This is a genomic window from Armatimonadota bacterium (genome assembly GCA_031460175.1).
Lineage (GTDB): Bacteria > Sysuimicrobiota > Sysuimicrobiia > Sysuimicrobiales > Sysuimicrobiaceae > Sysuimicrobium > Sysuimicrobium tengchongense.
Window position 1 is genome coordinate 420,449 of record JAVKGW010000002.1, and the last position, 10,475, is coordinate 430,923.

General features: G+C 68.5%; 11 protein-coding genes. 9 read left to right on the forward strand and 2 right to left on the reverse strand.

Translation table 11 applies throughout. The annotated features are described in order from the left end of the window. The first annotated feature begins 10 nt into the window (after nt 1-10). The 3 genes from QN206_04775 to QN206_04785 are packed head-to-tail and all read left to right on the forward strand — an operon-like array spanning nt 11 to nt 3,561. Nucleotides 11-1,438 carry an NAD-dependent succinate-semialdehyde dehydrogenase gene (locus QN206_04775; GenBank protein MDR7614118.1) on the forward strand — a complete coding sequence of 476 codons (1,428 nt, stop codon included), beginning with the start codon at nt 11-13 and terminating at the stop codon, nt 1,436-1,438. Nucleotides 1,439-1,446: 8 nt separating this feature from the next. Further along, the gene (locus tag QN206_04780; GenBank protein ID MDR7614119.1) at nt 1,447-2,007 is read left to right on the forward strand and encodes a glucose-6-phosphate isomerase family protein; all 561 of its coding nucleotides are present in this window, start codon (nt 1,447-1,449) and stop codon (nt 2,005-2,007) included. A gap of 12 nt (nt 2,008-2,019) precedes the next feature. Next, nucleotides 2,020-3,561 carry an FGGY family carbohydrate kinase gene (locus QN206_04785; GenBank protein ID MDR7614120.1) on the forward strand — a complete coding sequence of 514 codons (1,542 nt, stop codon included), beginning with the start codon at nt 2,020-2,022 and terminating at the stop codon, nt 3,559-3,561. Here QN206_04785 and QN206_04790 read toward each other — a convergent pair. Continuing rightward, nucleotides 3,551-4,528 (reverse strand): phosphoglycerate dehydrogenase, encoded by a 978-nt coding sequence (locus QN206_04790; protein MDR7614121.1) that lies wholly within the window; start codon nt 4,526-4,528, stop codon nt 3,551-3,553. The two genes, QN206_04785 and QN206_04790, sit on opposite strands and share 11 nt — an antisense overlap. 57 nt (nt 4,529-4,585) lie before the next feature. Between QN206_04790 and QN206_04795 the strand changes: the two genes are divergently transcribed. From QN206_04795 to QN206_04820, 6 genes are all read left to right on the forward strand, one after another. Further along, nucleotides 4,586-5,032, forward strand: coding sequence for a PfkB family carbohydrate kinase (locus tag QN206_04795; protein ID MDR7614122.1), 447 nt, complete (start codon nt 4,586-4,588; stop codon nt 5,030-5,032). A 197-nt stretch (nt 5,033-5,229) separates the two neighbouring features. Continuing rightward, nucleotides 5,230-5,988 (forward strand): SDR family oxidoreductase, encoded by a 759-nt coding sequence (locus QN206_04800; protein ID MDR7614123.1) that lies wholly within the window; start codon nt 5,230-5,232, stop codon nt 5,986-5,988. Between the two features lie 36 nt (nt 5,989-6,024). Further along, complete coding sequence (locus QN206_04805; protein ID MDR7614124.1) at nt 6,025-7,512, forward strand: extracellular solute-binding protein; 1,488 nt, start codon at nt 6,025-6,027, stop codon at nt 7,510-7,512. Nucleotides 7,513-7,639: 127 nt separating this feature from the next. Next, nucleotides 7,640-8,464: a sugar ABC transporter permease gene (locus QN206_04810; GenBank protein ID MDR7614125.1), complete on the forward strand. Its 825-nt coding sequence runs from the start codon at nt 7,640-7,642 to the stop codon at nt 8,462-8,464. Further along, complete coding sequence (locus QN206_04815) at nt 8,461-9,306, forward strand: carbohydrate ABC transporter permease (protein ID MDR7614126.1); 846 nt, start codon at nt 8,461-8,463, stop codon at nt 9,304-9,306. Before QN206_04810 ends, QN206_04815 begins: the two co-directional genes overlap by 4 nt. Further along, entirely contained in the window at nt 9,303-10,100 is a 798-nt protein-coding gene (locus QN206_04820) for an IclR family transcriptional regulator (GenBank protein MDR7614127.1), read from the forward strand. Before QN206_04815 ends, QN206_04820 begins: the two co-directional genes overlap by 4 nt. Before the next feature lie 19 nt (nt 10,101-10,119). On the opposite strand, the gene QN206_04825 is transcribed toward QN206_04820, so the two are convergent. Then, the coding region (locus tag QN206_04825; GenBank protein MDR7614128.1) for an FAD-dependent oxidoreductase at nt 10,120-10,475 on the reverse strand (356 nt) is incomplete at its 5' end.

Sequence of the window (10,475 nt, forward strand, 5' to 3'; positions counted from 1 at the left end):
GAGGGGTGTCATGGAGCACGTGGACCTTCTCATCAACGGCACCTGGGTGGAGGGAAAGGAGAAGCTCTCGGTCCTCAACCCCGCGGACGAGGAGGCGGTGGGGACCGCCTCCGTCGCCGGCCAGGCGGAGGTGGACGCCGCGGTGGAGGCCGCGGAGCGGGCGTTCTGGACGTGGTCCCGCACGCCCCCGACTCACCGCGCGGCCCTGTTGCGCCGGGCGGCCCAGCTCGTCCGGGAACGGCTGGAGAGCCTCGCGCGCCTCCTGACCCTGGAGCAGGGAAAACCTCTCAAGGACGCACGTGGAGAGATCCAGGCCAGCATCGACGCCCTGGAGTACTACGCGGAGGAGGCCCGGAGGATCTGCGGCCGCACCATCCCCACGGACCATCCGAACCGCCGCAGCCTCGTCATCCATCAGCCCGTGGGACCCGTGGCCGCCATCGGGCCGTGGAACTATCCCGTTCTGCTCCTCGCGTGGAAGGTGGCCCCGGCCCTGGCGGCAGGATGTACGGTGGTGGCGAAACCCCCCTCCCGAACACCCCTCGCGGTCTCGCGGTTCCTGGCGTGCCTGGTGGAGGCCGGCGCTCCCCATGGCGTGGTGAACACCGTGATCGGCCCGGGGAGTACGGTGGGGAGCTACCTCGTTCGCCACCCGGGGATCCGGAAGATCGCCTTCACGGGGGAAACCTCGACTGGAAAGGAGATCCTCCGGATGGCGGCGGAGGGGATGAAGCGGGTGTCCCTGGAACTGGGGGGACACTGCCCGTTGCTCGTCTTCCCGGACGCGGACCTGGAAGCTGCCGCGCGGGGTGGGGTCTACCGCGCCTTCCGCAACATGGGGCAGGTGTGCAACGCCGTCAACCGCATCTACGTCCACGAGCAGGTGTACGAATCCTTCGTGGAACGGTTCGTGGAGTACACCCGCCGGCTGCGGATCGGTCCCGGCCTCGAGGACCCGGACCTCGGCCCCATGACCACGCGGGAAGGACTGGAGAAGACCGTGGCGCACATCGAGGACGCGCGGGCCAAAGGCGCCCGGGTGGTGTACGGGGGTCACCGTCCCGAGGGGTTCCCCAAGGGGTATTTCTTCACCCCCACGGTGCTGGTGAATGCGGACCACTCCATGAAGGTCATGCGGGAGGAGACCTTCGGCCCCGTGGCACCCCTCATGCCCTTCCGGGACCTGGAGGAAGCCCTCCGGCTCGCCAACGACAGCCCTTACGGACTCGTGGCATACGCGTACACCCGGGACCTGCGCACCGCCTTCCTGGTCGCGGAGGGGCTGGAGGCGGGGACCGTGGGGGTGAACAACGTGGTGGGGGGGGAAGTGCCCTTCCCGTACGGGGGATGGAAGGAGAGCGGGTTTGGACTCGAGCTCTCGCACGAGGGCCTGGAGGAGTACCTGCTCACCAAGCACATCCGCATGGATCTCCCCTGAGGGATGCCATGAACCCGATCCGAAGCGAGCTCACTTGGGAGCCGGTCCAGCTCGGCCCGAACACGGTGCGGACGGTTCGGCGGGCGAGTGACCTCCGGGGACTCTTCGCGGATGCCCCGTCCCTGGAGGCGCTCGTGCGGGCCGGGGATCCCGTGGTGTACGAGACCTATGAGCCTCCCATCCCGGACGGCCCTGGGCACCTGCGGTACGGGCTCACCGTCCTCCACCCCGGCCGCGTGGGGCGCGAGTACTTCATGACCCGGGGACACTTCCACCTCCGGCGCGAGACCGCGGAGGTCTACGTCCCCCTGCGCGGCCGAGGCGTCCTGGTGCTCCAGGATGAGGGAGGGCGCTGCCGGGTGGAGGGCCTGCACCCCGGGACCGTCGTCTACGTCCCGCCGGGGTGGGCCCACCGCAGCGTGAACACGGGCCCTGAGCCCCTGGTGTTCCTCTACGTATATCCCGCGGACGCGGGTCACGACTACGAGACCGTGGCCCGCACCGGCTTCCGGGTGCGGGTGCTCGCTGAGAACGGGCAACCCCAAGTGGTGCCCGCGGAAGGGCCCTGAGGAGGTGGCTCCGTGCCCGCCTGCCTCTGCGGCGTGGATCTGGGAACCACGGCCACCAAGGGGATCCTGATCCGGGAGGATGGGCAGGTCCTCGCGGAAGCGAGCGAGCCCTCGCGGCTCCTCCAGCGGGGTGCGGGGTGGGTAGAGCAGGACCCGGAGGACATGGTGGCCTCCGCCGTCCGCGTGGTGCGGGCCTGCGTGGAGCAGGCGGGGGTTCGGCCCGACGCGGTGGCGGGCCTGTGCCTCGATGGGCAGATGGCGGGCATCGCCGCCGTGGACCGCGAGGGACGGGCGGCCATGCCCTACGATTCCTGGCTCGATACCCGCTGCACGCCCTACGTGGAGCGGATGCGATCCCACGCGGAGGAGATCTGCGCGCGCACGGGCGCTCCGCCCACCTACTCCCACGGGCCAAAGATCCTGTGGTGGATGCACGAGCGACCCGAGACCTTCGCCCGGATCTGCAAGTTCGTGATGCCCGCGGGGTACGTGACCATGCGCCTGTGCGGGATGCGGGGAGAAGAAGCGTTCATCGACCCCACCTACCTCCACTTCAGCTGCTTGAGCGACACGGAACACGGCAGGTGGTCCGAAGCCCTGTGCGCGCACTTCGGGGTTCCCCAAGATCGTCTGCCGCGGATCGTGGAGCCCTGGGAGGTCGTGGGACGGCTCAGCCGGGAGGCCGCGGAGGCCATGGGCCTGCGGAGCGGCACCCCGGTGGCCGCGGGGGCAGGAGATCAGGCCGCGGCCATGCTCGGGGCCGGAGTGCTGGAGCCCGGCATGGCGTACGACGCGGCCGGAACCGCCTCCGTCCTCGCCCTGTGCGTGGACCGCTTCGCGCCGGATGCCCGCACCGGTACGCTGCTGTGCGCCCGCATGGTCCCTCAGGAACGGTGGTACCTGATCGGGTACATCGGCGGGGGCGGGTTGAACCTCCGGTGGTGGCGGGATCTCCTGCGCCGGATCACGGGGAGGGACCAGTGGGATTACCCTGAGCTCGACGCCGCCGCTCAGGCCGTCCCGCCCGGTTGCCAGGGGCTCCTCTTCATCCCCCACCTCGCCGGCCGGGTGTGTCCGAACCAGCCCGAGCTGCGCGGGGCGTGGCTGGGAGTGGCCTGGACCCACGGACCGGAGCACCTGTACCGGGCCATGCTGGAGAGCGTGGCCTACGAGTACGCCATCTATCTCGAGATCGCCCGGGAACGATCGGGCGTGGAACGGCTCCGGGAGGTCCGGGTGGTGGGAGGGGGAGCGCGCAGCGATCTCTGGAACCAGATCAAGTGCGACGTCCTCGGCGTACCGTACGCCCGGCTGAACCGAACGGAGGCCGCGGCGCTGGGAAGCGCCCTCCTGGCGGGCTATGCGGTGGGCGTGTTCCGGGACTGGCAGGAGGCGGTGGGACGGTTCACCTGGCCCGTCCAGCGCTACACGCCCGACCGGGAGAACCACGCCCGCTACCGCGCCGCCGCCACCGCGTACCGGGCCGTGGTGGAGGACCGGGCCTTCTGGACGAGGATCGCGGGAACGGATGCCCCGGGGGCCATCACCGATTAAAGACCTCCGGGTTCACCACATGTGGCGGGCGCTCCCCCCGGAGAACCCTGAGGACCTGCTCCGCGGCCAACCGGGCGGCCCGCGCGGCAGCTTCCCAGGTGTGCCCTCCGATGTGGGACGTGAGGACGACGTTGGGGGCCTCCAGGAGCGGAGAGTGAAGGGGTGGCTCCTCCTCGAAGACGTCGCACGCGGCCCCCGCGATCCAGCCTTCCCGAAGGGCCCGCGCCAGGGCGGCCTCGTCCACCACACCTCCCCGGGAGGCGTTGATCAGGTAGGCGGTCGGCTTCATCCGACGCAGCTCCTCCACCCCCACCAGGTGTCTGGTTTCCGGGAGGAGGGGAACGTGCAGGGTGAGGAAGTCCGCGCTCTCGATCACCTCCAGAAAGGGGACCAGGGTGGCGCCCAGCCCGCGCGCCACCTCCGGATCTACCCAGGGATCGAAGGCCACCACCCGCATCCCGAACCCCACCCCGCGCCGGGCCACCGCCTGCCCGATGTGACCAAACCCCACCACGCCCAGGCACTTCCCGGAGAGCTCCACCCCAAACGGCCGGATCCAGCGGCCCTCGCGCACCCAACGGTCCACCTCCAGGATCCGGCGGGCGAGGACGATCATCACTCCGAACACCAGCTCCGCCACCGCCTCCGCGTTCAGTCCCGGCGTGTTGGTCACCACCACTCCCAGGTCCGTGGCGGCCCGGAGGTCGATGGTGTCCACCCCTACGCCCACGCGGGCGATCACGCGGAGGCGGGGAGCCCCCTTTTGCAGGGCCCGCGGGCCGATGCGGTCCACGCCCGCGATGATCCCATCCACCTCACCCAGGAGGTCCGCGAGCTCTTCCTCCTCCAGGGGCCGATCCCTCGAAGCCCGGAGGAGATGCACGCCGGCCTCTTCCAACCTCCGGACGGCCTCGGGCGCGGCTTCCAGGAAGGACCGGGAGGTCACCAGGACGCGCCACGCACCCATGTCGAACCTCCGCTGGGGAGATTCCGCTTGTCTCCAGCGTAGGGAGGAGGGGATGGGATGGCAACCGTGGCCGTGGTGGGCAGCCTCATCACAGACCTTCACTGTGCTGACCCCGCGACTGCCCGTGCGGAGCGAGAACCTCCTCGCGTACCGACTGCACATTTCTCGTGGTCATCGGGGCGAACGACCACCTCCTTCCGGACCACGTCACGCGCGCTCGAACCTCACCAGGCCCATCTCGACGCGCTCCTCGTGGACTTCGAGATCCCCGCGGTCACCGCCCGGGCCACGGTGGATCTGGGGCACGCGTACGGAGTCCCCGTGATCGTGGACGCCGCCCCTCCCCGACCCTACGGCTCCAAGGTCTGGGGCGCCGGCACCATCCTTTCGTCCAATCGCCTGGAACTCTCCACGCAGCACGTTCCCACCTTCTCCGTCCCTGTGGTGGACACCACGGGAGCCGGAGACGCCTTCATGGGGGGCCTTACAGTGGCCGTGGCGTAGGGAGCGCCCCTCCCTGAGGCCGTGCGGTTCGCCAACGCCGCGGGCGCCCTGGCCACCATCCGGGTGGGGACCCTCCCGTCATGCCCTACCGTCACGAGGTGGAGGCCTTGCTGCCCGAGGGTCAGCAGGAGTCCGTAGGCTCTGGCCCGAAGTAAATTCCTGCAAACAGGACAGATTGTCCGCATAGAGGACAAACGGTGCGGCTCGCGGGAAAGGCGGCGCTTGTCACGGGCGGGGCGGTGGGAATCGGGCGGTCCATCGCGGAGGCCTTTTTGCGGGAGGGGGCCCGGGTGGCCCTGAGCGATGTCCAGGTGGAAGCCGGAGAGCGGGCCCATCGGGAACTGCAGGCCTTGGGGGAAGTGCTCTTCGTCCCGGGAGACGTGAGCCGGGCGGAGGACGCGCTCCGGATGGTGGAGCGAACCGTGGAGGCCTTCGGCCGGCTCGATGTCCTCGTGAACAACGCGGGCGTGACCCTGCGGGCCACGGTGGTGGACACGGAGGAAGCGGACTGGGACCGGGTACTGGCCGTGAACCTGAAGGGGGTGTATCTCTGCTCCAAGTACGCCATCCCCCACATGATCCGCGGCGGAGGCGGCAGCATCATCAACATCGGGTCCATCGCCAGCGTGATCGGGTTGCAGGAGAACGCGGCGTACAACGCCAGCAAGGGCGGGGTGCTCACCCTCACCCGGAACATGGCTCTGGACTATGCCCGCTACAACATCCGTGTCAACGCCATCTGCCCCGCCATGATCATGACCCCCATGCTGGAGGCCTTCATCCGCCTGCAGCCGGATCCCGAGGCGTACGTGCGCAGCGTGGAGCAGGCCATCCCCCTCGGCCGGATCGGCCGGCCAGAAGACGTGGCGCCCGCCGCGGTTTTCCTGGCCTCGGACGAGAGTCGGTTCATCACGGGTTCCGCCCTTATGGTGGACGGAGGCTACACCGCCCGCTAGCGCGGGCAAACCCTGTACGCAGGAAGGAGGGGGAGCATGCGAAGGTGCGTGGCGTGGTGGAAGGCCGTTGGGGGAATCGTCCTGATTGCGGCGCTGCTTCTGCCCGCGTGGGGCGGGCCGCCGCGGCCGTACGAGGGGGTGACCCTCACGGTCATCACCCAGAGCCCACCCTACATCGCCAAGCCCGTGCAGATGTTCGGCCCAGACTGGGAGCGCCGCACGGGCGGCAAGATTAATCTGGTGACCGCTCCCTTTGGAGAACTCTACCAGCGCATCATGTCCGCCTTCACCCTGGGAGCCGGTGGGTTTGACGTCCTCGTCTTCGCCTCCGCCTGGATGGGCGATTTCGCCGGCAACCGGTACCTCCTGGACCTCACAGAGCGCATCCGGCAGGACCGGGGACTCCAGTGGGAGGACATCCTGCCCACCTACCGGCAGACCGTCAACTGGGGCGGTCGACTGTACGGGCTCCCCGTGGACGGAGACGTGCACCTGGTGTACTACCGGCGTGACGTCCTGGAGAATTCTCAGCATCGGGCGGCGTTCCGGCAACGGTTCGGCCGGGAGCTGCAACCTCCCCGGACCTGGGTGGAGTACCGGGAGATCGCGGAGTTCTTCAACGGCCGGGACTGGGCGGGGGATGGACGGCGTCGGTACGGGGTCTTGGAGGCCTTCCGGAGGGGAGGACAAGCTTTCTGGTTCTTCATATCCCACGCGGCCCCGTACGTGTGCCCGCCGGGCCTGAAGGGATGCCTGTTTTTCGATCCCGACACCATGCGGCCTCACATCAACAATCCCGGGTTCGTGCGGGCCTTGGAGGAGTGGACGCGGCTGGTGCGGCTGGGACCTCCGGGGATGATCAACTTCGACTCCGGGGATGTCCGGTCCCAGTTCGCCGCGGGCGTGGCGGTGCTGGCGAAGGACTGGGGAGACACCGGCATCGTGGGGAGCACAGATCCCAAGTCCGTGGTGAAGGGGAAGGTCGGCACCGTCGTGCTCCCGGGGTCTGTAGAGGTCTACAACTACCGGACCCGGAGCTGGAGACGGCTCCCGCGACCCAACGTGGCTCCCTACCTCGCCTTCGGGGGATGGGTGTGCGGGGTGGCGGCCACCACCCGCTACCCGGATGCCGCCTACGACCTCTGTCGGACCCTGGCGGAACCCCGCAACAGCTACATCGCGGTCACCACCTCTGAGACGGGTTTCAACCCCTTCCGGGCCTCCCACTTCCGGAACCTGGAGGGATGGCGGCGGTTCGGGTTCGTGGAACCCGACCTTTCTTCCTACCTGCGGGCCATCGAGCAGTCCCTTTCCCACCCCAACGCCCAGCTGGACCTGAAGCTCCCCGGGCAGGCCCGGTACCTGGACGCCCTGGAGACCCAGCTGGCCCGGGCCGCGGCAGGCCAAGCCACGCCGCAGCAGGCCCTGGACGCCGCGGCCGCGGAGTGGGAGCGCATCACCAACGAGCTCGGCCGCGACCGGCAACGCCGGCTCTACCGTGCGTGGCTGGGCCTCCCGGATTAGGCCCGGACCCCCGCGCCCCGAGGGCAGGCCGGGCGCGGGGGCCCTCCCTGCTCAGATCGCGGAGATCCCTGCCCGTAGACGCGGAGCGGAGGGCAACGCCTTCGTCCTCCCTGCGGTGGGCCTCCTCTTGCTGTTGACCCTCTTCCCCTTCCTGTTCACGCTTGCCCTTACCTTCAGCCGGGTCTCCCTGGTGGGCGGACTGCACCTGAGCTTCGCGGGGCTGGGGAACTGGTACCGGCTGCTCACCGACCCTCGGTTCTGGACCACTCTAGGGAACACGGTGGTGATCGTGACGGGCGCCGTGAGCCTGGAGGTCGTGCTGGGGTTTGGGCTCGCGCTCCTGGCGTACCGCCCGTTGCCGGGAGGGGCATTCTTCCGGGTCCTCTTCATCATCCCCATGGCCCTCACGCCCATCGCGGTGGGCTACATCTGGCGGATGCTGCTCAACGAGACCATCGGTCCCCTGAACGCCCTGCTGCAGATCGTAGGCCTTCCGCCCCTCGGATGGGTGAGCGGGGAGAGGCTGCCGCTCTTGTCCATGATCCTGGTGGACGTGTGGCAGTGGACGCCCTTCGTCTTCGTCCTGTGCCTGGCCGGCCTTCAGGCTCTACCGGAGGAGCTGTGGGAAGCCGCGCAGCTCGACGGTGCCTCCGGAGGACAGACCCTCCGGTACGTGGTCTTCCCCCTGATGGTGCCCACTCTCCTCACCGCGGCCTTCCTGAGGGCCGTGGAGGCCTTCAAGATCGTGGACGTCATCTTCATCATCACGGGAGGCGGACCCGGCACCCGCACGGAGAGCCTCACCTTACATGCCTACTACCGGGGCCTGCACGCCTTCGATCTCGCGTACGGGGCCACCATCGCCTTCGCCCTCTTCCTGCTGGTCCTTGTGGCCTCCCTCGCCTTCCTGCGCCTCACGCGCCGGCTGCGGGCCACGGAGGTGTGGGCATGAAGCGCCGCCCGCCGGCCCTGGCCTACGGGATCCTAGGCGTATGGTCCGTGATCGTGCTCTTCCCCCTGTACTGGCTCGTGACCGCCTCCTTCAAGGACGCCCTCGCGGTGCACCAGGGACCGAAGTTCCTCCCCTGGGTGGACTTCCGGCCCACCCTGGATGCGTGGAGGAACCTGCTGCTGGGAGTGGAGCGGGAGACGATCTACGGGCCGCTCCTGAACAGCATCGTCATCGGGAGCAGCAGCAGCCTCCTGGCCATGGCCATGGGCGCGAGCGCGGCCTACGGACTCGCACGGCTGCGGGTGCGGCTGGGGCCCCTGGCGAACGAGGACGTGCTGTTCTGGATCGTTTCGCAGCGCATCATGCCTCCCATCGTCACCGCCCTGGCCCTCTTCCTCCTGCTGCGCACGGTCGGGCTCCTGGACACCCGTACGGGTCTTGTGCTGGTATACGTGGCCTTCAACCTCCCGCTCGCCACATGGCTCATGCACAACTTCTTCCGCCAGGTTCCCGCTTCTCTGGAGGAAGCCGCGCTCGTAGACGGCGCGAGTCGGGCCCGCGCCCTCTGGCACGTGGTGCTGCCCGTCTCCATACCGGGGCTTGTGGCCACCTTCCTGTTCTGCTTTCTGTTCGCGTGGAACGAGTTCCTCTTCGCCCTCATCCTCACCTTCAGCCGGGCCCGCACCCTCCCCATCCTCATCGCCGCCCAGCACACCCAGCGGGGGATCGAGTGGTGGTCGCTGTCCGCCATGTCCCTCATCACCCTCGCCCCCGTGGTCTTGATCACCCTGCTGCTCCAGGGGTATCTGGTAGGGCAGGTCTTGGGCGGAGGGGAGCGGTGAAGATCCGATCCCGCACGCGCACCGGCGTACAGTCCGTGGAGCGGGCCGCGGCGTTGCTGCGGGTCCTGGGAGAAGCAGGGCAGCCCCTCACGCCCGCGGAGATCAGCGCCCGGATCGGGGTCCCCCGCCCCACCGTCTACCGCCTCCTGGGAAGCCTGGCCCGGGAGGGGCTCGTGACCCCCATGGGCCGAGGCTTCACCATCGGCGCCGCGGTGCTGTGGCTCGCCGCACGGCGGCTCGAGCAGCTGGAACTCCGGACCGTGGGCCGCCCCATCCTCCAGGAACTCCGGGACCGAACGGGCGAGACCGTGCATCTGGCGGTCCTGGAAGGCGGGCAGGTGGTCTACGTGGAGAAAGTGGAGTCTCCGGGCCCCATCCGCATGGCCTCCATGGTGGGCCGCATCTTCCCCGCCCACAGCACGGCCCTGGGCAAGGCCATGCTGGCCCACCTCCCCAGCGAGCAGGTGGAGGAGATCATTCGAAGGCACGGGCTCCCCCAGCGGACCCCAAACACCATCACGGACCCGAAGCAGCTCTTCGAGGAACTCTCCCTCATCCGCGCCCGGGGCTTCTCCATCGACAACGTGGAGAACGAGGAGGGGATCCGGTGCGTGGGAGCCCCCATCTTCGACCACACAGGGGCCGTGGCCGGAGCGGTGAGCGTCTCGGGCTCGGTGGCCACCATCTCCCTGGAGCGGGCAAGGCGGGAGCTCGGGCCACTCGTGCGGGAGGCCGCGGAGCGCATCTCCCGAGAACTGGGCTGGACCGGCACGCTTCTCCCCAATCCTCCGTGATCTCCCTTCCTCCCCCTGCTCAGGCTCCGAAGACTTCCTTTCTTCGATCCTCTTCCTCTTCGTCAAACAAGAAAGCTCCTTGTTCAAGGAGCCGTCTCTGCAGCATTCTCACGTCAAGGTTCCGAGGGGTTGTCCCGGTTCGAGAGGCCAACGCCGCCGCTGTACCCGCCGCGTGGCCTGTAACCATGCAACATCCTTGGTCTCTAAATAGGAACTCCCCGTGTCCAAATACTCTGTCCTCTACAGAAACACATCGCCCTGCAACTAGCAGGTTCTCTACATTTCTAGGTACTAGTATCCTATATGGAACATCGAATGGTTTCTGAATCTTGTAACTGCATCCTAGTTTTCCTATTACATCTGGAAACTTTCTTG

Coding starts and splice junctions, on each gene's coding strand:
- QN206_04795 (MDR7614122.1), top strand. CDS start 4,586: ATGGCAACCGTGGCCGTGGTGGGCAGCCTCATCACAGACCTTCACTGT.
- QN206_04790 (MDR7614121.1), bottom strand. CDS start 4,528: ATGGGTGCGTGGCGCGTCCTGGTGACCTCCCGGTCCTTCCTGGAAGCC.
- QN206_04775 (MDR7614118.1), top strand. CDS start 11: ATGGAGCACGTGGACCTTCTCATCAACGGCACCTGGGTGGAGGGAAAG.
- QN206_04780 (MDR7614119.1), top strand. CDS start 1,447: ATGAACCCGATCCGAAGCGAGCTCACTTGGGAGCCGGTCCAGCTCGGC.
- QN206_04805 (MDR7614124.1), top strand. CDS start 6,025: ATGCGAAGGTGCGTGGCGTGGTGGAAGGCCGTTGGGGGAATCGTCCTG.
- QN206_04815 (MDR7614126.1), top strand. CDS start 8,461: ATGAAGCGCCGCCCGCCGGCCCTGGCCTACGGGATCCTAGGCGTATGG.